This is a genomic window from Streptomyces sp. cg36 (genome assembly GCF_041080675.1).
In the GTDB taxonomy this organism is placed as follows: domain Bacteria; phylum Actinomycetota; class Actinomycetes; order Streptomycetales; family Streptomycetaceae; genus Streptomyces.
In genome coordinates, this window is record NZ_CP163520.1 from 6,942,692 (window position 1) to 6,964,498 (window position 21,807).

Sequence of the window (21,807 nt, forward strand, 5' to 3'; positions counted from 1 at the left end):
CGCGTGCCGTACGGCCGGAGCGCCCCGCCCCGATCCGGTGCGAATCGTCGGACAAGCCCTGGTGGAACGGCGGGAATCAGCCCCAGGTGATGGCCGAGTTCGTCCGCCACAGTTCGGCGAGCGACGCGTCGCCCGCAAGGGCAACGGACGAGAGCGGCGCACGGTTCCACAGCGCCAGATACAGCTCGTGCGCGGCCCCGGTCAGCTCGCAGTCGGCGGGCCCGTCGTCGTCCCGTACGGTGCGCGGCACCCCGTCCGACAGGTGCACGGTCCACACCGCCCCGCTGTCCGTCGCCCGCAGCCGCAGGGTGCGAGGCGTACGGGTGCGCACCCGGCTCTTCTCCCGGGCGTGGAAGGAGCGCAGCAGCTCGTCGACGCCGTCCACGGCGAACCCGGCCTCGGGCGCGGTTACCGGTCCGCCCAGGGCCGACTCGGCGTCCACCCGGTGCACGGTCGTCTCGTGCGCCTGGCGGCGGGCCCAGAACGCCAGGGGCGAGGGCGCGGGCAGGAAGTGCCAGCACGCCAGGTCCTCGGGCGCCTCGCGCAGCGCGGTCACCAGCGCGGAGTGGCCCGCGCGGAACCAGTCGAGCAGCTCGGCGCCGTCGAGGCCGGGCTCCTCGGCGGGCGGCCGGAAGCCGGTGAGCTTCTCGGCGGCGAAGCCCGTGGCCCAGCGGTGCACGGTCCCGGTGTGCCGCAGCAGGTCCCGCACCCGCCAGTCGGGGCAGGTCGGCACGGGTGCGTCGGGACCCGCCGAGGCGGCTGCCCCGGCGAGCAACCGGCCCTCGCGGTCAAGGGTGTTGATGAGTTCGGCGGTGTCCATGTCGGGATTCTGCCAGGACGTGCGGAGGGGCGGCGCGGCGGGCACTTCCCATGCCCGGGAATGCCGTCCGGCCCATGCCCGGGAACGCCGCCCGGCCCATGCCCGGGAATGCCGTCCCGCTCCGCCCCGCCGCGCCGTCGGTCGCGTCGCGCCGCCGCCCGCGCGTCACCGCCGTCCGTGCCCCCGCACCGCCGCCGGGTGCCGTGCCCTCACACCCCGGCGGTCGCGTGCCTCGACCCGTACGCGATCAGGGCCGCCGCCGTCGAGAGCGCGGCGACCGTGGTCAGGGCCACCGGGAGCGAGGACCACTGGGCCAGGAAGCCGATGGCGGGCGGGCCGAGGAGCATGCCGCCGTAGCCGAGCGTCGACGCGGTGGCCACCCCGCCCGGTCCGGCCAGCGCGCCCGCGCGGGCCACCGCCACCGGGAAGATGTTGGCGAGCCCCAGACCCATCACCGCGAAACCGGCGAGCGCGAGCCACACCGTCGGGGCGAGCGCGCCCAGCAGCATTCCGGCGGCGGCCGTGGTGCCGCCCGCGACCAGGGTGCGGGTCTGGCCGAGGCGTTCGAGCAGGGCGGTGCCGCTGAGCCGCCCGGCCGTCATGGCGAGGGCGAACAGCGAGTAGCCGATGGCCGCGACCCCGGGCGCCGCGTCCAGGTCCTGCTCCAGGTGGAGCGCGCCCCAGTCCGCCATCGCGCCCTCCCCGTAAGCCGTGCACAGCGCGATCACGCCGAACAGCAGCACCAGACGGCGGGACCGGCCGTCGGGGCGCCGGCCCCGGGCGTGCGGGGTGGCGCCGTGCGCGGGGGCCGGGCGGCTCAGCAGGACCGGCCCGGCGAGCGCGGTCACCAGCAGGCCGAAACCGGTCAGTGCCAGCAGGTGGACGGTGGGGGACAGGCTGCCCGCGACCAGGGCGCCGACGCCCGCGCCGAGCATGCCGCCGAGGCTGAACGCGGCATGGAAGCCGGGCATCACGGGACGCCGCAGGGCGGCCACCAGATCGACGGCGGCGCTGTTCATCGCCACGTTGATCCCGCCGTACGCGGCGCCGAACAGCAGCAGGACCGCGCCGAGCGCGAGCGCCGAGTGGGTGAGCGGCGGCAGGGCGATCGTCAGCGCCATCAGCGCGGCGCAGACGACGGTCAGCGGATGGCTGCCGAACCGGTCGCAGAGCCGCCCGGTGAACACCATGGTCACCACCGCGCCGGCCGAGACGCCGAGCAGCGCGAGGCCGAGGTCGCCGGCCGAGGCGCCGGTCTGGTGCTTGATGGCCGGGATGCGGACCACCCAGCCGGCGAAGAGGAATCCGTCGAGGGCGAAGAACACGGTCAAGGCGGTGCGGAGGCGGAGCAAGGAGGGTGCGGCGATGTGCGCGCCAGGTCCCCCCGGGACGGCCGTCCGGACTTTGTTTAGTAGCGGCACAAAGTCAGGATAGAGGGATCCGTTCCGTATCGACAACCCGCCGGGGTGGCCGTCGCCCCGCCCCGCCGGGGCGGCCGTCCGGCAGCCGCGGGCCGCCCGGCACGCACTCGTGCGCCGGGGCCGGTGCGGGCCCCGGTGTGAGCGGGGCGACTGCCGGTGCGACCGGCGGAGGGGCGGCCTCCGTCCTGGATCATGGGAGACTCGCCCCCATGAACGGCAAGGCGACGCACACCAAACCACGGTTGGACAGGGGCCGTGGCGCACTCGGGCCCGCGCTCGAACTGGTCCACACCGGCCGCGCGCCCACCCGCGCCGTCCTCACCGCCGAACTGGGCGTCACCCGGGCCACGGCCGGAGCCGTCGCCGCCGAACTCGAAGCGCTCGGCCTCATCCAGGTCGACTCCCGGCCCGGCGCCGCCGCCGGATCCCAGGGCCGCCCCTCCCACCGGCTCGCGGTCAACGACTCCGGCCCCGTCGCCCTGGCCGCCCAGGTGCACGCCGACGGCTTCCGCGCCGCGCTCGTCGGCCTCGGCGGCCGGACCGTCGCCACCGCGCCCGGCTGCGTCACCGTCTCGGCCGACCCGGCGCAGGTGCTCGGCGAGGTCGTGGACGCGGGCGCCCAGCTGCTGCGGGAGACCGGGCTGCGCTGCGTGGGCGCCGGGCTCGCCGTGCCCTCGGCCGTCGCCGAGCCCGACGGCACCGCCCTCAACCCGCTCCACCTGGCCTGGCCCGCGGGCGCCCCGGTCCGGGAGATCTTCGCCGAACGGGTACGGGCGGCCGGCATCGAAGGACCCGCCTTCACCGGCAACGACGTGAACCTCGCCGCCCTCGCCGAGCACCGCCACGGCGCCGGGCGCGGCGCCCAGCACCTGCTCTGCGTGGCCACCGGACACCGGGGCGTCGGCGGGGCGCTCGTCCTCGACGGCCGTCTGCACACCGGGAGTTCGGGCCTGGCCCTGGAGGTCGGCCACCTCACCGTGAACCCGGAGGGCCGCCCCTGCTACTGCGGCGGCCGGGGCTGCCTCGACGTCGAGACCGACCCGCTCGCCTTCCTGTCGACGGCCGGGCGCGACCCCGGCCCCGAGGTGTCGCTCCTCGCGCAGTCCCGGGAGCTGCTGCGCACGGAGTACGACGACGTGGCGGTCCGCACCGCGGCCGAGGAGCTGATCGACCGCCTCGGCCTCGGGCTCGCCGGACTCGTCAACATCCTCAACCCCGACCGGATCGTCCTCGGCGGCCTGCACAAGGCGCTCCTGGAGGCCGACCCCGACCGGCTGCGGGCCGTCGTCGCCGACCGCAGTCTGTGGGGCCGCAGCGGCGGCGTACCCATCCTGGCCTGCTCGCTCGACCACAACAGCCTGGTCGGCGCCGCCGAGCTGGCCTGGCAGCCGGTGCTCGACGACCCGTTGGGGGCGCTCGGCTAGGGCGCGCCCTTCGGATCCTGTCGGCCGCGGCCCGGCTGAGATCCGAAAGGGACACGCCCCGGGGGTGTGCCGCGAGCGCCCGGGGCCGGTCCCGCGCCGCCGGGGCGGGACCGGCGGGCGCTACCGCCGCAGGGCGAACGCGCCCGGCGGGTTCGCGACCAGGATCCGCTCCACCAGCTCCCGCCCCAGGGCGAGTTCCAGCCTCGGCCGCACCCGGCGCAGCAGATGGGGCATGCCGGGCGTGTCCGGAGTCACCGTGTCGCCGCCGAGCAGCAGCTGGTCCGCGAACCCCGCGTCGGCCAGCGCCCCGAGCGCGTCCGGCATCCGCCAGTCCGTGGCGTGGTTGGCGCGGGACGGCCCGTCGAACGCCAAGTACGCGCCCGCCGAGGCGAGTTGGTGGTGCACGGTGAAGTCCGGCGAGCGGTTGAGATGGCCCAGCACCACACGGTCCGGTGCCACCCCCGCCTCCCCGCAGAGCAGTTCGAGTACGTCCAGGGCGCCCGTCCCGAGCTCCAGGTGGACCGCGATGGCGGCGCCGGTGCGGTGATGGGCCTCGGCGGCGGCGCGCAGGGTGAGCCGGGCGTGCGCGTCGAGCCCGTGGAAACCGCCCGCCACCTTGATCAGCCCGGCCCGCACCGCCCCCTCGGTCCCCGTCACGCCCTCGGTGATCTCCCGCACGAACAGCTCGGCGAGCGAGTCCCGTACGGAGTCGAGCAGTTCGGGCGGGTAGTGGGCGGCCTGGTGCAGCCCGGTGGCGGCGACGACCTGGACGCCCGACCGCCGCGAGAGCCCGGGCAGCAGATCCGCCCGGCGGCCCATCCCGTACGGGGTCCACTGGACCACCGTCCCGCCGCCCAGCTCGTGGAAGGCGGCGAGCCGCGCCCCCGCGTCCTCGGCGTCGGCGACCTCCTGGCCGGGCAGCAGCGGGCTCCGGATGAACAGGTGGTCGTGCGCGTCCACCACACCGAGGCGGTCGGCGGGGACGTCGCCGTTCACGGTACGCACGACGGCGTTGTCCGGCGACGCGCTCACCAGTGCCTCCCCCGGGTGAGCGCGGCACGCTCGGGCGCCGACAGATGGAGCACCTGGAACCGGTCGCCCGGGGCGCGCGGATCCGGCCGCTCCCACAGGGTGAGGTCCACCAGCTCCCAGTGGCGCGGGTCGACCGCCAGGGCGCGCAGTACCGCGCCCGGGGCGGGGGCGCGCTCCAGCCGCTCGGCGACGAAGTCGGCGGGCCGCACCCCGGCGGGCACCGGCACGCGCTCGCGCGTCGCCGCGGTCGGAGCGCCCCCGGCCGGCCCCTCCTCGTACGCGAGGCCCATCCAGTGCTGGACCTCCGGGCGGCCGAAGTCGTCCACGATTCCCTGGAAACCGGGGCCCCAGAGAAAGGAGTTCATGCCCTCGGGGGTGTTCCACAGGTAGAACGGGGCGTAGGCGTTGACCGGTGAGTCCGCGCCGCGTTCGCGGATCAGATACGCCTTGAGGCCGAGGCCGGGGAAGTCGTCGAGCAGCCGGCCCCGGGTGGCGACACGGGTGCGGATGATGTCCATGTCGTAGTCGGCGGGCAGGGTGATCTCGTACTGGAGGGCGTGCACGGCGTACTCCTCAGACGGTGGCGGACGGGTACTCGTCGGCGTCGACATGGCGCTCCCAGTGGACGGCGCAGCCGTCCGCCGCCGCCTCCACGACCGCGAGGTGCGTCATGAACGTGCGTGGCCCGGCGCCGTGCCAGTGCCATTCGTCCGGCTCGATCCAGACGGTGTCGCCCGCCCGGATCGGCTCGACCGGGCCGCCCCGCCGCTGCACCAGGCCCTCGCCCTCGGTGACATGGAGGACCTGCCCGTGCGGGTGGCGGTGCCAGGCGGTGTGGGCGCCCGGGGTGAAGTGGACGTTGACCATCCGCAGCCGGGACGGGGCCGGGGGAGTGGCGATCTCGTCGAGCCAGACGGTCCCGGTGAAGTGCTCGGCCGGGCCGCGCACGGTCTCGGGGCGCTGACGGGTGAGGTGCATGGGAAGGCCGGTCCTTTGCTGGGTGGGGAGGGGGCTGAGGTGCGGGTGTGAGGTGAGGGTGGGGCTCGCGGGCGGCGGCGAGGCTTGGGCCTGGGGGCTCCGGGGCCCGTGCCTCTGGGGCCTGGGGCTCCGGGTGAGAGCGCGCGCCCGCGCGTGCGCGGCGGTGCGAGCCGGGCGCGCGGTGTGACACTGTCGGCCGCGCCCGCGTGCGTCAGTCCGTGCCGCGCGGCGCCAGCAGTGCGAGCAGCCCGTGGGCGCCCGCTTCGAACGCCGCGGGGGAGCCCGACGCCCGAGCCAGGACGTACCCGCCCTGGACCGTCGCCACCACGGCCGCCGCGATCTCCTCGGGGACAAGACCGGGCGTGAACTCGCCCGCGTCCAGCCCCTCTTGGACGACCTCCGCCAGCCGCCCGCGCAGCCAGTCGATCGTCTCGGTGACGGGCGCGCGCAGCTCGTCGCTGGCGATGATGTCCGGGTCCATGGTGAGCCGCCCGACGGGGCAGCCGCGCAGTACGTCGCGCTCGCGCAGCAGATAGCCACGCAGCCGCTCGTACGCGGTTCCCCCGCCGCCGAAGGACGCCTCGGCGGCGGCGCGCAGCTCCTCGGCGGTGCGCCGGATCGCGGCGAGCGCCAGATCGGGCTTGCCGGTGAAGTGGTGGTACATGCTGCCCTGGCCCGCGCCCGCCTGCTGCTGGATCGCCTTGGGGCTGGTGCCGACGTAACCCCGCTCCCACAGCAGCTCGCGGGTGGCCTCGATCAGACGCTCGGAGGTGCTCATGACGCCACTGTACATACCAGTAGGTACAGAATCCAGAGCAGCCGTGGAATCCCCGTCTACTCCCGGGGAGGTACGCCAAGTACCGCTGGCCGTACGACGCCCCGGACCGCCCTCCGGCGAGAGCCTCGGAAGCAAGACGAGGTCCCCACCGAGGAGCTGAACATCATGAACACACTGGCCTATGACGGACCCGGGCCCTGGATCCTGTTCGTCCCGGTGATCTGGGCGGCCGTGGTCCTCACGGTCGTGACCCTGCTGCGGCGCACGGTGTGGCGCGGCCGGCGCGGCCCCTGGGGCCCGCCGCTCGCGGACCGCTTCGCCGGCGCCCGCCCCGCGCTCGGTGAACGCTCGCCGATCGCCGTGCTCGGCCGCCGCTTCGCGGCCGGGGAGATCGACGAGGAGGAGTACTGGCGCCGACTCTCCGTCCTGGACGAGGAGTTCGGCGGCCGTCCCAAGGGCGAAGCGGTCTGACGGCGGACGGCAGATGACAGACGACAGACGGCGGACGGCAGATGACGGGTGACAGACGGCAGACGGCAGACGGCGGACGGCAGATGACGGGTGACAGGTGGCAGCTGACAGGTGGTAGCTGACGGCTGACAGATGTCAGGTGACAGATGTCAGGTGACAGATGTCGGATAACAGATGCCGGACGTCAGATGCCGGACGTCAGATGGCAGGTGCCGGCTGTCAGGCGACAGACAGCGGGTGTCCGATGCCGCAAGGCGCACGCGACCGTCCGGTCAGCTTGCCACGGGCGACCGGGCGGCGGTGCGCGGATGGGCCGCGCGGCCGTCGGTGCGTACGAGGGCAGGCCGTTTGCGCAGACAGGGCCCGCTCGGCTGGGCCGCGGCGGCCTTCGTCCCGTACGCGGGACGGGCCGGCGCGGCGGCGGAGGAGGGCTTCGCGGGGAGCGTGAACCAGACGGTCTTGCCCGCGTCGCCCTCCGGCCGCACGCCCCAGCTCTCGCTGACGGCCGCGATCATCGCGAGCCCGCGGCCGTTGGTGGCGAAGGGGTCGGCGCTGCGCACGGTGGGCATCCGCGGGTCGTGGTCGTGCACGGACACCGTGAGGTGGTCGCGCAGCAGCTCGATCTCCACCGTGCAGATCTTGTCCGGCTGGGCGTGCCGGTGGACGTTGGTCAGCAGCTCGGTGACGCCGAGCGCCGCTTCCTCTATCAGAGGATCGAGATGCCAGTAACGCAACTGTGCTGAAACGATTCTGCGGACCTGCCCGATCCGCGACGGCAGGGCTTGGAGCTCCACCGTGCAATGCCTGCTCGACTGGCTGATCACGGCTGCGACTCCCCGATTGAGGTCCGGAAGAAGCTTTCTGGTCCGGCGGGCTGGATCGCAGCGTGACCGCCGGTGAACCCTGAGTGATGTGAGACCAGGGTGGCGCAGGGGGCGACGCTCCGCAACTCGCGCCCGGCGGCTGCTCAGCCGCGCGGTTCGCGTCCCGGCCGCACCGCTTGCAGGAAGCGCTGCGCCAGTTCCGCGCCGCGCGACCGGCCGCCGGGCTGCCCCATGGTCAGCCGGTAGCGGTGGCCGTTGAGCGTGGCCACCGTCCGGTCGGCCTTGGCGGCCCACGGCAGCCAGGGCTTGCCGGCGGTCACCGCGCGCAGCGGCGCGCTGTCGATCTCCCGCCCGTTGCTGGTGAGCAGGGCGAGCCGGCCGTCCTTGATCAGGACTTGGCCCGCCCTGGTCAGCGAACGCGTCCACCGGTCGATCCGTACGCCCCTGGCGCTGAACTCGGGCTCGCTCATGGCCGCGGTGCCCCCTTCGTACCGTTCCTGCTGGGCAGTCTGCACAACGACGGCCGTACGCACCAGGGCGCACGGAGGATCGGCTTTCACCCGCCGCCCTCCGCCGGTTCACCGGCGTCCCACAAGCCACCCCTATGGATCCCCAAAGGGAATGTTTGTGCAGGTCGGGGCGGTATTGTCAAGTGACCCAGCCGTGGTTTTCCAGCCGACTTGGAAGACGCGGGAGACCGAGGCACCGAGGAGTGGCAATGGAGACCATCGACGTGGACCGCAGCGACGCGGCCTACCGGGCGTGGCTCAAGGACGCCGTGCGCAAGGTCCAGGCCGACGCCAACCGCTCCGCCGACACGCACCTGCTGCGCTTCCCGCTGCCCGAGCGGTGGGGCATCGACCTCTACCTCAAGGACGAGTCCACCCACCCCACCGGCAGCCTGAAGCACCGGCTGGCCCGCTCGCTCTTCCTCTACGGGCTGTGCAACGGCTGGATCCGCCCCGGCAAGCCGGTCATCGAGGCGTCCAGCGGCTCGACCGCCGTGTCCGAGGCGTACTTCGCGGGTCTGGTCGGCGTGCCGTTCATCGCCGTCATGCCCCGCACCACCAGCGCCGAGAAGTGCCGGCTGATCGAATTCCACGGCGGCCAGTGCCACTTCGTGGACGACTCGCGCAAGATGTACGAGGAAGCGGCGGCGCTGGCGCTGGAGACCGGCGGCCACTACATGGACCAGTTCACGTATGCCGAGCGGGCCACCGACTGGCGCGGCAACAACAACATCGCGGAATCGATTTACCAGCAGCTGAAGCTGGAGCGGTACCCCGAGCCCGCGTGGATCGTCGCCACCGCCGGAACCGGCGGCACCTCGGCCACCATCGCGCGCTATGTGCACTACATGCAGTACGACACCCGCGTCTGCGTCCCGGACCCGGAGAACTCCTGCTTCTTCGACGGCTGGACCCGCGGCGACGCGCTGGCCTCCAGCGACTGCGGCTCGCGCATCGAGGGCATCGGCCGCCCCCGGATGGAGCCGAGCTTCCTGCCCGGCGCCATCGACCGCATGATGAAGGTCCCGGACGCGGCGAGCGTGGCCGCCGTGCGCGCCCTTGAGCAGGCCATCGGCCGCAAGGCGGGCGGCTCCACCGGCACCGGGCTGTGGTCCTCGCTGAAGATCGTCGCCGAGATGGTGGCCGCGGGCCGCACCGGCAGCGTCGTCACCCTGCTCTGCGACCCCGGCGACCGCTACCTCGACAAGTACTACTCCGACGCCTGGCTGGCCGAACAGGGCCTGGACATCGCGCCGTACACGGCCGCGATCGACACCTTCCTGGCCACCGGAGCCTGGCCGGAGTAGGCCGGACCCGGCGGGGTCACCGGTCGGTGGCGCGGCCGGAAACAGCCAGTCTCCGGTCGAGCGCGCCCACCGCGTCGCGGAACGCGCGCCCGAACCCCGGCCGCCCCAGCCGCAGCGCCAGCCGGAAGGGCGCCCCGCCCGCCGCCGCGAACGTCCACTGCACCCGGGTGCCCGTGGCGGTCGGGGTCAGCCGCCACTCCTCCAGGAGGGCGTGCGGGCCGGGGGCGTTGGTGACGTCGACCCGGTACGCGTAGCGCGCGTCCGGTTCGGCGGCCATCACCGTCTCCTCGAACCGGGTGCCGCCGCGCAGCCGTACCTCCCGGCCGCCCTCGGTCGCCCGCGCGCGGGTCACCGCGGTGAACCACTGCGGCCAGGCATCGGTCTCCACGGCCAGCGCCCGGTACACCGCGTCCGCCGGGGCGGACACTTCGGCGGCGAACACCAGGCGCAACGGGGCGGTCTCGACGAAGTCGAGCTCCACGGGACGGAGTCGGCGAACCATCGGGCCGCACCTCCAGCGGGTCGGGGTCGACGGGCACGAGCGGTCAACGCTGAGCCCGCACACCATAACTGGCTGTCCGTCAGATGTCTTCGGCGGGGGCTTCCGCGCCCTCGGCGCCCTCGTGCTCGCCCGCCACCAGCAGCCCCGGCAGATGCTCGGCCATCTCCTCGCGCGCCGCGTCCGAGAGCCCCGCGTCGGTCACCAGCGTGTGCACCTCGTCGAGCGAGGCGAAGGAACTCAGCCCCACCGTCCCCCACTTGGTGTGGTCCGCGACCACCACGACCCGCCGCGCCGAGCGCACGAACCGCCGGTTGGTCTCCGCCTCGGCCAGATTGGGCGTGGACAGCCCCGCCTCCACCGAGATGCCGTGCACCCCGAGGAAGAGCACGTCGAAGTGGAGCGAGCGGATCGCCTGGTCGGCGACCGGCCCCACCAGCGAGTCCGACGGCGTGCGCACTCCTCCGGTCAGCACCACGGTCGCGGCCCCCGGCCGGTTCCCGGCGCCGCCCGCCGCCCGCTGCGCCGCGTGGAACACATCGGCGACCCGCACCGAGTTGGTCACCACCGTCAGATCCGGCACGTCCAGCAGCCGGTGCGCCAGCGCGTACGTCGTGGTGCCGCCGGAGAGCGCGATGGCGCTGCCCGGCACGGCCATCGCGGCGGCGGCCCGCGCGATGTCCTCCTTGGCGTTCAGTTCGAGGCCCGACTTGGCCTCGAAGCCCGGCTCGTGCGTCGACGCCTCGACCACCGGCACCGCCCCGCCGTGCACCTTCTCGATCACGCCCTGCCGGGCCAGCGCGTCGAGATCGCGGCGCACCGTCATGTCCGAGACGTTCAGCTTGCGGGTGAGCTCGTTGACCCGGACACCGCCACGCCGTCTGACCTCGTCGAGGATCAGGGCGCGACGCTGCTCCGCGAGCAGATTCTGGTTGTCGCTCAACGCCGGGCCGGTCCTTCCGGGTAGCCGTGCACGCCTTCGTGCATCCGATTCGTACAGCCGAATCCTGTCACGGGGAGATTCCGTGAGGACACCGCACTCCCGCTTCCGGTCCGAGATCCTGAAGCCCGGCGGAACCGCCCGGCCCGCCCGGCCCCGATCCGCCCGCCCGCGACCGCCTCCGCGTCCCGCCGCCGATCCTCCCACCCCGAGAGCGAGTCACAGAAGTGTCCCGTGCCACACCGGCCGCCGACGACGAGGGCGGGCCCGCGCTTGAACTGCTCGTCCACGGCGTCGGCGGGGCCACCCCGCACTCCATGCTCGACGACCCCCGCACGGTCCGCGTCACCGGCGACGACACCGCCGCGATGTACCGGCGCGCCGAGGACGCCGACGCCGAGGACCACCCCGAGCGCTACCGCGACAAGCCGGTCCCCGAGGCGTACTGCTGGGCCAACCTCACCTCCGGCAACGGCGCCCGCGCCCTGTGGCTCCTGCTGCTGCCGTTCATGGTGGCCAACCTGGCGCACTGGATGCGCCCGCCCGCCCCGGACGAGGGGCGCGCGGTCCGGCTGTACGGCGTGCTGGTGCGGCTCGTGGCCCTCAGCCTGACCGTGCTGCTCGTCGCCGCCGCCTGCGAGGTCGCCCTCGACCTGGCCGCCTGGCAGTGCGCGGGCACGGCGGGCTGCGCCGACGGCAAGTCCTGGCTGGGCTTCCTCGCCCCGGGGCGGCACGGCTGGTGGAGCGCGCCCGGCCGCCGCCTGGCGCTCGCCGCACCGGCCCCCGCCGCCCTGACCGGACTGCTCTGGTACCTGTCGAACCGCACCTGGAGCGCCTATGAGTCGCAGCAGCCGCCCGGGACCGGAGCGGCCGTGGCCGAGGGACCGGGCGGACCGGCGCTCGGCCGCCCGGGGTTCTGGTACGGGCGGCGGCTGGTCGCCCGGCTGCGCGCGGCGCACACCGCCGCCGGGTTCCTCACCGTCGCCGCCGCCGTCACCGGGGCCGCCGCCCGCCACGACCGCGCCGGCGACAACGCGCTCCTCGACGCGGCGGGCCTGCTGCTGACCGCCGCCCTCGCGGTGGCGGCGGCCGTCGTGGTGGCCGTCGTGTGCGTCCGGGGCCGCAGCGAGTCGGAGCTCGACGAGCACCTCGACCGGGCCGTCGTCACCCGGCTGCCCGCCGCCGCGCTCGCCCTGCTCGCCCTGTCACTGCTGTACGCGGCGTGGGAGCGCCCCGGCTGGGTCTCGCACGGCACGCTGCCGGGCGACCGCACCTTCGGCTTCCTGGCCCTCGCCCAGGGCGTACTCGTCGTCCTGCTCGCGGGCGTCGCCCTCGCCCTGCGCCGCCGCGCCCCCGACTCCCGTACCGCCCTGGCCGGGCTCGGCGGCCCCGCCGTCGCCCTCCTCGCGTGCGCGCTCGGCGGCGTGATGACCGGCGGGGTCGCCCAGCGGGTCGCCGACTGGCTGGACGGGTCCGGCACCCCCGGCACCGCCCACGACGTCCTCGCCGGCCCGCCGCCGCTGCTCAGCTGGCAGGCATCGGTGATCCCGGTGCTGCTCGCCCTGCTGATCCCGGTGGTCGCCTGGTTCGCCCTCGGCACCTGGCGCACCGCCCGCGCCGAGGAGCCCCGGCTGCTCGCCGACTACCCGGGCGAACGCCCCGACTCCGCCCGCTCCCGGCGGATCGCGGCGGTCCGCGCCAAGGCCGGGCTCACCGACCGGGCACCCGTCTTCCTCGGCATCACCGCCGTCGCCACGCTGCTGCTCGGCGCGGGCGCGCTGGCCGGGGCCTGGGCCACCGGCAAGGTGCCCGGGCGGGCCTCGGACGGCGCCCCGGACCCGGTCGCGGCAGCCGCCGACACCGTGCAGGCGCTCGGCTCCTGGCTGACCGGCCTCGGCTTCCTGCTCTTCGTGACCTGGGGGCGCCGCGCCTACAAGGACGCCTCCGCGCGGCGGACCATCGGCATCCTGTGGGACGTCGGCACGTTCTGGCCGCGCGCCGCCCACCCGTTCGCCCCGCCCTGCTACGCCGAGCGGGCCGTCCCCGACCTGACCTGGCGGATGAACACCTGGACCGAACGCACCGGCGGCCGGCTGGTCATCTCCGGCCACTCCCAGGGCAGCGTGCTCTCGGCCGCCGCCGTGTGGCAGCTGCCCGCCCGCACCCGCCGCCGGGTCGCCCTGCTCACGTACGGCTCGCCCCTGGAGCGGCTGTACGGACGCTGGTTCCCGGCCTACTTCGGCGGGCCGGAGCTGACCGCCCTGCACCGGGAGGTGCACTGCTGGCGCAATCTGTGGCGGGCCACCGACCCGATCGGGGGCCCGGTGCTGCCCGGCACCGACGTGGACCGGGGCCCGCTCCTGGACCCACTGGCCTTCGGCCGCACCCGGAACCGGCCCCTGCCCGCCCCGATCCTGGGCCACTCGGACTACCAGGCCGACCCGGTCTTCGCCGAGGAGCGCACCGCACTGCTCGACGAACTGGCTCCGGCGGCCCTGCCCCGGCAGCGCTGACGGATCGTCATCCTTACCTGCGGATCAGGGCAGTTCGGGCAGGTCGTCCGCGTAGAGCAGGGTCAGGTCGTCCGTGCTGGCGTCGGCCACCTGGGCGACCCGGCCCGCGTGCCGCTCCACCATCGACTCGAACGTCTGGCGCGCGGTGCGCCCGTTGCCGAACGCCGGGCCCTTGGGCAGCACCGTGAAGTACTTCAGCAGCGCCTCGGCCGTCCCGTCGCCCAGCCGGTACTCGTGCTCCTCGGCCTGCTGCTCCACGATCCGCAGCAGCTCGTCCGGCGCGTAGTCACCGAACGTGATGGTCCGTGAGAAACGGGATGCCACACCGGGGTTGACCCGCAGGAAGCGCTCCATCTCCGCCGTGTACCCCGCGACGATCACCACCACGGCGTCCCGGTGGTCCTCCATCAGCTTCACCAGGGTGTCGATCGCCTCCCGGCCGAAGTCCCGGCCGGAGTCCTCGGGCGACAGCGCGTACGCCTCGTCGATGAACAGCACCCCGCCGCGCGCCCGGTCGAACGCCTCCTGGGTGCGGATCGCCGTCGACCCGATGTGCTCGCCGACCAGGTCGACCCGGGACACCTCGACCAGATGCCCGCGCTCCAGCACCCCGAGGGAGGCGAGGATCTGGCCGTAGAGCCGGGCCACCGTGGTCTTGCCGGTGCCGGGGGAGCCGGTGAACACCAGATGGCGGCGGACCGAGGCGGCCTTCAGGCCCGCCTGCTGCCTGCGGCGGCCCACCTCGATCATGTCGGTGAGCGCCCGCACCTCCCGCTTGACGCTCTCCAGGCCCACCAGCGTGTCGAGTTCGCCCAGCACGTCCTGCGAGGAGCGGGCGGGCTCCTGGACCGGCTCGGGCGCCGCCGGTGCGGTGGGGCGCGGCCCCGGCACCGTGGAGAGCAGGCCCATGGTCTGGGTGGCGCTCTGCACGGCGGCCGGCTCGGGCGCCCCCGGCCGCACACCGCTCTCGTCGCTGGTGCAGTCCTCGGCGACCGGCCCGTCCTCGCCGAACTCGTAGCCCCCGCGCGCGCAGCGCTCGGTACGGCAGCGGGTCAGGGTCGTGCGGCAGCCGTCCACGACGTGGAAACCGTAGCCGCCGCTGCCGGTGACCCGGCAGCCGTGGAAGGTGCCCCGGCCCTCGGCCGACACGTAGAACCCGGCCTCGGCGGGGGAGGTGACCGTGCAGCGCTCGATCCTGGGGTCGGCGCCCTTGGTGACGATGACCCCGGTCTGCGCCGCGTCGATGGTGCAGTTGGCCAGGGTGCCGCCGCTGCCGTGGTCGCGGAACCACGCGCCCGTGGCGGCCTCCCTGATCCGGCAGTCGTCGAGCTGCGCGGTCGCCCCGTCGCTCACCGACACCGCCGTGTTGCGCACCTGCGAGATGTCGCTGTCCACCACGTCGGCGCGCGAGCCCCGGTCGAGCACGAACAGCGCGTCCGGCACGTCGTGCACCCGGCACCCTTCGAGCACGGCGGTCGCGCCGTCGCTGACCCACACCGCCGGGTAGTCGCCCGTACTGTCGTGGATCTCGCACTGGTTGGCGTCGACCCGGGTGCCCGGGTCCCACACCGACAGGCCGTTGCGGCCGAAGCCGCGCACCGTCGTGCGCGTGAGGGTCAGGACCGAACGCGAGCGCAGGTCCACCGCGTTCTCCGGAATGTCGTGGATGTCGCAGTCGGAGAGCGTGAGGACCGCGTCCGTGTCCAGCGTGACGCCGTCGGCGGAAGTGCGGTGCACCGTGCAGTCGGTGAGGTGTGCGGCGGCGCGCGCGGTGATCTGCACGCCGGCGCCCTTGATCTCGTACACCTCGCAGCCCAGCGCCTCCAGACCGCTGCCCTCGCCGGTCACCGACAGGCCCGCGCCGGAGGCGTGGTGCACGCGGCAGCGCTCCAGGCGGGGGTGGGCGCCCGCCCGCACCGAAACGCCCGACTGCCCGGCCGCCACCACCTCGCACTCCTCGAACAGCCCGCCCGCGCCGTCGAGCACCCCGATCCCGATCCCGGCCGGGTTGTCCACCACGCAGCGGCGCACCGTGGGGCGGGCCGCGCCGCGCACCTCGATGCCGACCGCCGAACGGGTCACCACCCGCAGATCGCAGAGCTCGGGCGCGCCGTCCTCGATCAACAGCGCGGGCGCCGCCGCGTCCTGGCCCTCCAGCTGCAGGTCCTGGACCGTGGCGGAGGCGCGCACGGTCAGCGGCACGCCGTCGACGGGGGAGATCCGGACCGACCCGGCGGACCCCTCGGGGCCGCGCAGGGTCACGGCCCGCCGGAGCACCAGGTTCTCCCGGTACGTGCCGGGGGCGACCGTGAGGACGTCGCCGTCGGCGGCGGCCTCCAGGGCGGCGGCGAGCGAGGCGTACTCGCCGGTGCGGCGGCGCCATCTCGACGTTCCCGTGTGGGTTACCTGGACCGTGCCCTGAGCCATGGCGCTGCTGTGCCCCCACCTCGTGCGTGCCAACGCTGTACGTGCGACTGATGGTCCACCGTAGCGCGCGGGGGGCCGGTGGGTTGACCGGTCAGCTACCTGCTCCCGTACGACCCCAGTCCGGACCGTATCGGGCCCAGGACCGGTCGAGACGGGCATACCGACGTCGCACCATGCGCCATACGACCAGGCGGCGTATGCCCTCGATCAGAGCGGCGGCGGCCAGGGTCGCGCCGATCCCGGCGAACACCGCGTGCGCGTGCGCGGTCGTGGAGTCCAGCGGGCGGCTGGTGCGCTGCCCCCGGTCGTCGGTCCACATGCGGAAGGTGGAGCCCGGGGGAGCCGACCGCCGGGGGGCCGAGACCGTGCCCGTGCGCAGACTTCCGTCGTACGCCGTCCAGTTGGCGACCACCCGGACGCGGCCCTCGCGGCTGCCCACGCCGTCCACCTGGGCGGGCTTCGCGCGGTCGTGGGCCTCGTGGACCACCACGGCCGTCGTCGCATGGCGGGTGCGCTGCTCGCGGGCCGCCGAGCGCTGCAGCGCCCGGTCCGTCACCGCCCCGCAGATCCCGCCCAGCACCGGCGAGGCGAACGCCATCACCACCAGGGCGACCAGGGCCACCCATGCCTCGACCACATCCGTACGGCGGCGTAACGGATTCTTCCGCCAGCGCCACACCCCCACCGCGGATCGCACTGAATCGCACCCCCTTCCGCTTCCGTCCTGGCCTCGCGCGGAGCCCCCTACGCGCGAACCGGGCCGAGAGAGAGCAACATCACCCTCGTCCCTGCCCGCACAACGCGTCCCCTGCCCCCACGAGTTCCCGTCCGGAGCCGGGTCAATCGAGAACGCGCACGGGATCACCGGTGCGGATGACACCGGGGCGCTCGGGGACGACGTTCTGCCCGAACACCAGCTTGGTGCCGAAGCGCCGGTGACGGCCCAGCGTGCGCAGCGGCTCGCGCCCGCGCCCGGCGGTCTCCTGGTCGGTGGTGGTGATGACGCAGCGGCCACAGGGCTTGGCGACCCGGAAGGTCAGGTCGCCGATGGCGATGCGCGACCAGTGGTCCTCGGCCCACGCCTCGGTGCCGTCGACGACGACGTTGGGGCGGAAGCGGTTCATGGGAAGCGGGCCCTCGTGCGGATGGGCGCCCTGTGCCACCAGCGCGTTGAGCGCGTCCAGCGACGCCACGGCGGTGACCAGGAGGGGGAAGCCGTCGGCGAAGCTCACGGCCTCGCCCGGGAGCGCGAAGTCGGGGTCGATCGGGCGGCGCGTCGCCGGGTCGTCGAGGTGGACCAGCCGGACCTCCACCCCCAGGTGGCCGCTGAACCACTGGTGCGCCGACTCCGCCGCCGGTATCGCCTTGACCTTCTTGCCGAAGAGCGTGACCCCGACGGCGCCGATCGGCTCGGGCACCGGGACGTCCAGGTCGGCGCGGCCGGGCGCGGACAGCCGGACGCCGCCGCCCGGCAGAGCGCCGGCGGCGGCCAACGCGAGCCGTGCGCGCTCGCGTTGGGTCACGGCCTTCCCGGTGGCGTCGACGACCATCCAGCGGCGGTCGCCCGCCGGACCCCATGGCTCGATCTCCGCCTCGTCCAGTCGGAACCCCCCGGCCGACTTGACTGGGTAGACGTTGATCTGGCTGACGACCGGCTGAACTGGGCTCTCCATGAACCAATCCTGCCAGCCGCCTCGGACGTCCGGTCGGGCGCGGACCCCCGCCCGGTCGTCCCCGGCCTCAGTACCCGGTGTTCTGGTACGGCTGGTTGTAGCCGTCGTAGGGCGACGGGGCGGGCGCGGGGCGCGGGGCCGCCGGGCGCATCGCCTCGTAGCCGGCCGGGGCCACCGGACGCTGCTGCGGGGCCTGCGGGCCGGGGTACGCGCGCGGGGCGCCGACCTGCTGCGGGATGTAGGGCGCGGGCGCCTGCTGCAGCGGCATCGGCTGCGGCGCCTGCTGGTAGCCGTACGAGGAGGCGTAGGCGGGCTGCTGCTGCGAGGGACCGGCCGGCAGCGCGGGGAGCGAGGCGGGCAGGGCCGGCAGGTAGCTGTTCCCGGTGTCGTAGAGGGAAGGCACTCGGATCGGGGCGATCTGAGGCGTGCCCCGCTCTGCGACGAGGGAGTCGTAGATGGGGGTGTCCGGGAAGGACGGCGCGGAGTAGTAACCGCCGCCATAGGTGGAGCGGGGGGAGGTCATGGCACATAAGTTAAGCCCACGATGTGGTCGTTGGAAGCCTGATAAGAGGGTTCTTTCGTGCGTTCGGAGTGACTGGCTGTCCCCAATGTGAGCGAACATGGGAAAATCGGTCGCCCAGGAGCGTACGAATCGTGTAAAGGGCGAGCTCGGAGGGGGTTACCGGCGGGTGCCGGAACCTCTGTCGGGGTTTAGGTTGACGGTGCGGAAAATCTTCGGCACCCCGACTCGCGATGGGGGCGAGCATGTCCATGCTTAAAGGGTCCAATGTGCCGGTGGCGGCGCGGACGGTACGCGTCGAATTGGCCTGGCGTCCGGGCCCCGGGGTGCCGGACGCCGACGCCTCCGCGCTGCTGATCGCGGCGGGCACCGGGAAAGTCCGCTCCGACGCGGACTTCGTCTTCTACAACCAGCCGGTCCACGCCTCCGGCGCCGTCCGGCACGAGGGCAAGCGGACCTCGGCCGAGGGCGTGACGGACACGCTCCTCGTCGACCTCGCGCGCGTGGAGGCGGAGGTGGAGCGGGTGGTGCTCGCCGCCTCCACCGACGGAGGAACGTTTGGCCGCGTGCCGGGGCTGTGCGTACGGGTCCTCGACGCGGAGAGCGGGACGGAGATCGCCCGCTTCGACAGCGCGGACGCGACCGTGGAGCGGGCGTTCATCCTGGGGGAGCTGTACCGGCGCCAGGGCGCCTGGAAGTTCCGGGCGGTGGGCCAGGGGTACGACTCCGGACTCGAAGGGCTGGCAACGGACTTCGGCATCACCGTCGACCAGCCCGCCGCCGCCCCGGCCCCCGCTCCGGCCGCCCCGGCCCCCGCACCCGCCCCGGCCCCCGCGCCCGCGTGGCAGCGGCCCGCGCCGACGGCTCCGGTCCCGCCCGCCCAGGTCCCGCCGCCGCCCGCCGCGGCCCCGCCCGTGCCCGCGTACCCGGCCGCCCCGCCCGCGCCCGCTCCCGTACGCCTGACCAAGGTCACGCTGACCAAGTCCGCCCCGACCGTCTCGCTCGCCAAGCAGGGCGGCAGCTCCGGCGCGCTGCGGGTCAACCTCAACTGGGAGGTCCGCAAGCAGTTCAGCGGCTGGGGCGCCAAGCTCGGCCGCGCCGTCGCCAACCACAGCGACCTCGACCTCGACCTGTGCGCCCTCTACGAACTCGCCGACGGCCGCAAGGGCGTCGTCCAGGCGCTCGGCAACGCCTTCGGCTCGCTCAGCCGCCCGCCCTACATCCACCTGGACGGCGACGACCGCACCGGCGCCGTCACCTCCGGCGAGAACCTCACGGTCAACCTGGACCACAAGGACCAGCTGCGCCGCGTACTGATCTTCGTCACGATCTACGAGGGCGCCCGCAGCTTCGCCGACCTGCACGCCACGGTCACCCTCCAGCCCCAGCACGGGGCGGCCGTCGACTTCTCCCTGGACGAGTGCACCGTGCCCTCCACGGTGTGCGCCCTCGCGCTGATCACCAACAACGGCGGTGACCTCGTCGTCCAGCGCGAGGCCCGCTATCTGGTCCCCGCGCGCGGGGTCAGCCCGCAGCGGACCGTCGATCAGGCGTACGGCTGGGGCATGAACTGGACCCCCGGCCGCAAGTAGCGCGCGCGTGGACGGCGTCCGGCGCGCCGCGCGGCGGCCGGCTCACTGGTCCGGCGCGGCTTCGGGGCGCGTGTAGGTGCGCCCCTTCCACGCCGCGCCGCGTCCCCGGTAGTGCTGGACCGCCGAGTCCACCGTCATCAGCAGATACAGCAGCGCGGTGAACGGCAGCAGCGGCGCGAGCGCGAGGGGCTGGCGGTAGTAGCGCAGCATCGGAACGTACGTCCCGGCCATCACCAGCCACGCGAGCCCGCCCGCCCACGCCGCCACCGTGTCGTCCCGCGCCATCCCCGCCAGCAGCGTGAGCGGCGGAGCGAGGTAGATGAGCGCGAGCCCGACGACCGTGCCGAGCAGCAGCGCCGGACTGTGCCGCAACTGGGCGTAGGCGCTGCGCGAGACCATCCGCCACAGATCCGCGAGGCGCGGATACGGCCGCACGCTGTCCACGCGCTCCGCCAGCCCGAGCCAGATCCGCCCGCCCGAACGGCGCACCGCGCGCGCCACCGACACATCGTCGATCACGGCCTGGCGCACGGAGTCGGGAATCCGCGCCCGCTCGGCGGCATCGGTGCGCAGCAGCACGCACCCGCCCGCCGCGGCGGCCGTGCGCGCCCCCGGGGTGTTGATCCAGCGGAAGGGATAGAGCTGGGCGAAGAAGTACACGAACGCCGGGACCACCAGCCGCTCCCAGCCGCTCGCCACCCGCAGCCGCGCCATCTGCGAGACCAGGTCGAGCCCGTTGGACCGGGCCGCGGCCACCAGCTCCCGCAGGCTGTCCGGCTCGTGCGCGATGTCTGCGTCCGTGAGCAGCAGATACTCGGGCCCGCCCCGGCGGGCCAGCGCGATGCCCTGCCGCAGCGCCCACAGCTTCCCCGTCCAGCCCGGCTCGGGCTCGCCCGGCGCCACCACGGTCAGCGGCAGCGCGCACTCCTCGCGCGCGGCCAGCGCCCGGGCCAGCTCCGCGGTGCCGTCCGAGCTCCCGTCGTCGACGAGGAAGATCTCGGCCTCGCCCGGATAGTCCTGGGCCAGCAGCGTCGGCAGGCTGTGCGGCAGCACCTCCGCCTCGTCCCGGGCCGGTACGACGACGGCGACATACGGCCAGTCGTCCGGCGCGGACCGGGCGGGCAGCCGCTGATCCGTGCGCCAGAAGAAACCCTGCCCGAGCAGCAGCCAGAGCCAGCAGGCCAGGGACACCACGGCGATCCATGCGAGGGCGCTCACCCGCCGCAGTCTGCACCACGGCGGCCGGTGAGCGAGAGGGGTCGACTATGGTGACCGGGTGAAGATCGCGCTTATGGACTCCGGGATGGGCCTGCTGGCCGCCGCCGCCGCAGTACGGCGGCTGAGGCCCGACGCCGACCTCGTCCTGTCGTCCGCGCCGGACAGCATGCCCTGGGGCCCGCGCACCCCCGAGGACGTCACCGAGCGCGCGCTCGCCGTCGCCCGCGCCGCCGCCGCACACCGGCCGGACGCCCTGATCGTGGCCTGCAACACCGCCTCGGTGCACGCCCTGCCGACCCTGCGCGCGGACCTGGAGCCCGGCATCCCGGTGATCGGGACCGTGCCCGCGATCAAGCCCGCCGCCGCGAACGGCGGCCCGGTCGCCATCTGGGCCACCCCGGCCACCACCGGCAGCCCCTACCAGCGCGGTCTGATCCGTGACTTCGCCGGCGGCGTGGACGTGACCGAGGTCCCCTGCCCCGGTCTCGCGGACGCCATCGAGCACGGCGACGAGCCCGCCATCGAGCTGGCCATCGCCGCCGCCGCCGAGCGCACGCCCCTGGCGGTAAGGGACGTCGTCCTGGGCTGCACCCATTACGAGCTGGTCGCCGAGCGCATCCGTACGGCGGTCCACCGGACGGGCGCCGCCGCGCCCGTCATGTACGCCAGCGCGGCGGCCGTCGCCGCCCAGGCGCTGCGCCGGATCGGCGCCGATCCGGCCCCCGGGGCCCCGGCCACCGGCGGACTGACCGTGCTGCTCAACGGCCGTCCCGACGCCCTCCCGGCCACCGCGCTCGGCTACCCCGAGGGCCTGCTGCTGCAGGCGGTCAGCCCCGCGCCCTGAGAGTTGAGCCACTGCCG

General features: G+C 74.5%; 21 protein-coding genes. 6 read left to right on the plus strand and 15 right to left on the minus strand.

Annotated features, from left to right (window positions below):
• Window positions 1–76: 76 nt before the first annotated feature.
• Together AB5J87_RS30980 and AB5J87_RS30985 are read right to left on the minus strand one after the other, a co-directional pair.
• Entirely contained in the window at window positions 77–820 is a 744-nt protein-coding gene (locus AB5J87_RS30980; protein ID WP_369381413.1) for a maleylpyruvate isomerase family mycothiol-dependent enzyme, read from the minus strand.
• A 209-nt stretch (window positions 821–1,029) separates the two neighbouring features.
• Entirely contained in the window at window positions 1,030–2,241 is a 1,212-nt protein-coding gene (locus AB5J87_RS30985; RefSeq protein WP_369381416.1) for an MFS transporter, read from the minus strand.
• 209 nt (window positions 2,242–2,450) lie between these two features.
• On the opposite strand from AB5J87_RS30985, the gene AB5J87_RS30990 reads away from it, so the two are divergent.
• Window positions 2,451–3,665 carry an ROK family protein gene (locus AB5J87_RS30990; protein ID WP_369381418.1) on the plus strand — a complete coding sequence of 405 codons (1,215 nt, stop codon included), beginning with the start codon at window positions 2,451–2,453 and terminating at the stop codon, window positions 3,663–3,665.
• 120 nt (window positions 3,666–3,785) lie between these two features.
• Here the strand turns inward: AB5J87_RS30990 and AB5J87_RS30995 are convergent, their stop codons facing one another.
• The 4 genes from AB5J87_RS30995 to AB5J87_RS31010 all read right to left on the minus strand — a co-directional run bounded on the left by AB5J87_RS30995 (window position 3,786) and on the right by AB5J87_RS31010 (window position 6,468).
• Entirely contained in the window at window positions 3,786–4,697 is a 912-nt protein-coding gene (locus AB5J87_RS30995) for a phosphotriesterase (protein ID WP_369381420.1), read from the minus strand.
• Window positions 4,694–5,260 carry a DUF4865 family protein gene (locus tag AB5J87_RS31000; protein WP_369381422.1) on the minus strand — a complete coding sequence of 189 codons (567 nt, stop codon included), beginning with the start codon at window positions 5,258–5,260 and terminating at the stop codon, window positions 4,694–4,696. The genes AB5J87_RS30995 and AB5J87_RS31000 overlap by 4 nt, the downstream gene beginning before the upstream one ends.
• A gap of 10 nt (window positions 5,261–5,270) precedes the next feature.
• Window positions 5,271–5,675, minus strand: a complete 405-nt coding sequence (locus tag AB5J87_RS31005) for a cupin domain-containing protein (protein ID WP_369381424.1) — start codon at window positions 5,673–5,675, stop codon at window positions 5,271–5,273.
• A gap of 211 nt (window positions 5,676–5,886) precedes the next feature.
• Window positions 5,887–6,468, minus strand: a complete 582-nt coding sequence (locus tag AB5J87_RS31010) for a TetR/AcrR family transcriptional regulator (protein ID WP_369381425.1) — start codon at window positions 6,466–6,468, stop codon at window positions 5,887–5,889.
• 150 nt (window positions 6,469–6,618) lie between these two features.
• Between AB5J87_RS31010 and AB5J87_RS31015 the strand changes: the two genes are divergently transcribed.
• Window positions 6,619–6,924: an SHOCT domain-containing protein gene (locus tag AB5J87_RS31015; protein WP_369381427.1), complete on the plus strand. Its 306-nt coding sequence runs from the start codon at window positions 6,619–6,621 to the stop codon at window positions 6,922–6,924.
• Window positions 6,925–7,196: 272 nt separating this feature from the next.
• Here AB5J87_RS31015 and AB5J87_RS31020 read toward each other — a convergent pair whose 3' ends face one another.
• Entirely contained in the window at window positions 7,197–7,748 is a 552-nt protein-coding gene (locus AB5J87_RS31020; RefSeq protein WP_369381430.1) for an ATP-binding protein, read from the minus strand.
• 143 nt (window positions 7,749–7,891) lie between these two features.
• Window positions 7,892–8,218, minus strand: a complete 327-nt coding sequence (locus AB5J87_RS31025; RefSeq protein WP_369381431.1) for a hypothetical protein — start codon at window positions 8,216–8,218, stop codon at window positions 7,892–7,894.
• Between the two features lie 248 nt (window positions 8,219–8,466).
• Here AB5J87_RS31025 and AB5J87_RS31030 point away from each other — a divergent pair, with 248 nt between their 5' ends.
• Window positions 8,467–9,564 carry a PLP-dependent cysteine synthase family protein gene (locus tag AB5J87_RS31030; RefSeq protein WP_369381434.1) on the plus strand — a complete coding sequence of 366 codons (1,098 nt, stop codon included), beginning with the start codon at window positions 8,467–8,469 and terminating at the stop codon, window positions 9,562–9,564.
• A 16-nt stretch (window positions 9,565–9,580) separates the two neighbouring features.
• Here AB5J87_RS31030 and AB5J87_RS31035 read toward each other — a convergent pair whose 3' ends face one another.
• Both AB5J87_RS31035 and AB5J87_RS31040 read right to left on the minus strand, forming a co-directional pair.
• Complete coding sequence (locus AB5J87_RS31035) at window positions 9,581–10,066, minus strand: SRPBCC family protein (protein WP_369381435.1); 486 nt, start codon at window positions 10,064–10,066, stop codon at window positions 9,581–9,583.
• Window positions 10,067–10,145: 79 nt separating this feature from the next.
• The gene (locus AB5J87_RS31040) at window positions 10,146–11,006 is read right to left on the minus strand and encodes a DeoR/GlpR family DNA-binding transcription regulator (RefSeq protein ID WP_369381438.1); all 861 of its coding nucleotides are present in this window, start codon (window positions 11,004–11,006) and stop codon (window positions 10,146–10,148) included.
• A 224-nt stretch (window positions 11,007–11,230) separates the two neighbouring features.
• Between AB5J87_RS31040 and AB5J87_RS31045 the strand changes: the two genes are divergently transcribed.
• Window positions 11,231–13,516, plus strand: a complete 2,286-nt coding sequence (locus tag AB5J87_RS31045) for a hypothetical protein (RefSeq protein ID WP_369381440.1) — start codon at window positions 11,231–11,233, stop codon at window positions 13,514–13,516.
• 24 nt (window positions 13,517–13,540) lie between these two features.
• Here AB5J87_RS31045 and AB5J87_RS31050 read toward each other — a convergent pair whose 3' ends face one another.
• The 4 genes from AB5J87_RS31050 to AB5J87_RS31065 all read right to left on the minus strand — a co-directional run bounded on the left by AB5J87_RS31050 (window position 13,541) and on the right by AB5J87_RS31065 (window position 18,139).
• The gene (locus AB5J87_RS31050; protein WP_369381442.1) at window positions 13,541–15,943 is read right to left on the minus strand and encodes a right-handed parallel beta-helix repeat-containing protein; all 2,403 of its coding nucleotides are present in this window, start codon (window positions 15,941–15,943) and stop codon (window positions 13,541–13,543) included.
• 91 nt (window positions 15,944–16,034) lie between these two features.
• On the minus strand, window positions 16,035–16,640 hold the full coding sequence (locus tag AB5J87_RS31055) for a hypothetical protein (protein WP_369381443.1): 606 nt from the start codon (window positions 16,638–16,640) through the stop codon (window positions 16,035–16,037).
• A 142-nt stretch (window positions 16,641–16,782) separates the two neighbouring features.
• Window positions 16,783–17,616 carry an MOSC domain-containing protein gene (locus AB5J87_RS31060; RefSeq protein ID WP_369381445.1) on the minus strand — a complete coding sequence of 278 codons (834 nt, stop codon included), beginning with the start codon at window positions 17,614–17,616 and terminating at the stop codon, window positions 16,783–16,785.
• 67 nt (window positions 17,617–17,683) lie between these two features.
• Complete coding sequence (locus AB5J87_RS31065; RefSeq protein WP_369381446.1) at window positions 17,684–18,139, minus strand: DUF6643 family protein; 456 nt, start codon at window positions 18,137–18,139, stop codon at window positions 17,684–17,686.
• 242 nt (window positions 18,140–18,381) lie between these two features.
• Between AB5J87_RS31065 and AB5J87_RS31070 the strand changes: the two genes are divergently transcribed.
• Window positions 18,382–19,728, plus strand: coding sequence for a TerD family protein (locus AB5J87_RS31070; protein WP_369381449.1), 1,347 nt, complete (start codon window positions 18,382–18,384; stop codon window positions 19,726–19,728).
• A 42-nt stretch (window positions 19,729–19,770) separates the two neighbouring features.
• On the opposite strand, the gene AB5J87_RS31075 is transcribed toward AB5J87_RS31070, so the two are convergent.
• Window positions 19,771–20,946 (minus strand): glycosyltransferase, encoded by a 1,176-nt coding sequence (locus AB5J87_RS31075; RefSeq protein ID WP_369381452.1) that lies wholly within the window; start codon window positions 20,944–20,946, stop codon window positions 19,771–19,773.
• Window positions 20,947–21,004: 58 nt separating this feature from the next.
• Between AB5J87_RS31075 and AB5J87_RS31080 the strand changes: the two genes are divergently transcribed.
• Complete coding sequence (locus AB5J87_RS31080; protein ID WP_369381454.1) at window positions 21,005–21,790, plus strand: glutamate racemase; 786 nt, start codon at window positions 21,005–21,007, stop codon at window positions 21,788–21,790.
• Window positions 21,791–21,807 lie beyond the last annotated feature (17 nt).

Bases quoted from the DNA above. Each gene is read 5' to 3' on its own strand.
- AB5J87_RS31005 (WP_369381424.1), bottom strand. From the start codon at position 5,675: ATGCACCTCACCCGTCAGCGCCCCGAGACCGTGCGCGGCCCGGCCGAG.
- AB5J87_RS31070 (WP_369381449.1), top strand. From the start codon at position 18,382: ATGTCCATGCTTAAAGGGTCCAATGTGCCGGTGGCGGCGCGGACGGTA.
- AB5J87_RS31060 (WP_369381445.1), bottom strand. From the start codon at position 17,616: ATGGAGAGCCCAGTTCAGCCGGTCGTCAGCCAGATCAACGTCTACCCA.
- AB5J87_RS30990 (WP_369381418.1), top strand. From the start codon at position 2,451: ATGAACGGCAAGGCGACGCACACCAAACCACGGTTGGACAGGGGCCGT.
- AB5J87_RS31065 (WP_369381446.1), bottom strand. From the start codon at position 18,139: ATGACCTCCCCCCGCTCCACCTATGGCGGCGGTTACTACTCCGCGCCG.
- AB5J87_RS30980 (WP_369381413.1), bottom strand. From the start codon at position 820: ATGGACACCGCCGAACTCATCAACACCCTTGACCGCGAGGGCCGGTTG.
- AB5J87_RS31035 (WP_369381435.1), bottom strand. From the start codon at position 10,066: ATGGTTCGCCGACTCCGTCCCGTGGAGCTCGACTTCGTCGAGACCGCC.
- AB5J87_RS31030 (WP_369381434.1), top strand. From the start codon at position 8,467: ATGGAGACCATCGACGTGGACCGCAGCGACGCGGCCTACCGGGCGTGG.
- AB5J87_RS31025 (WP_369381431.1), bottom strand. From the start codon at position 8,218: ATGAGCGAGCCCGAGTTCAGCGCCAGGGGCGTACGGATCGACCGGTGG.
- AB5J87_RS31010 (WP_369381425.1), bottom strand. From the start codon at position 6,468: ATGTACAGTGGCGTCATGAGCACCTCCGAGCGTCTGATCGAGGCCACC.
- AB5J87_RS31015 (WP_369381427.1), top strand. From the start codon at position 6,619: ATGAACACACTGGCCTATGACGGACCCGGGCCCTGGATCCTGTTCGTC.
- AB5J87_RS31050 (WP_369381442.1), bottom strand. From the start codon at position 15,943: ATGGCTCAGGGCACGGTCCAGGTAACCCACACGGGAACGTCGAGATGG.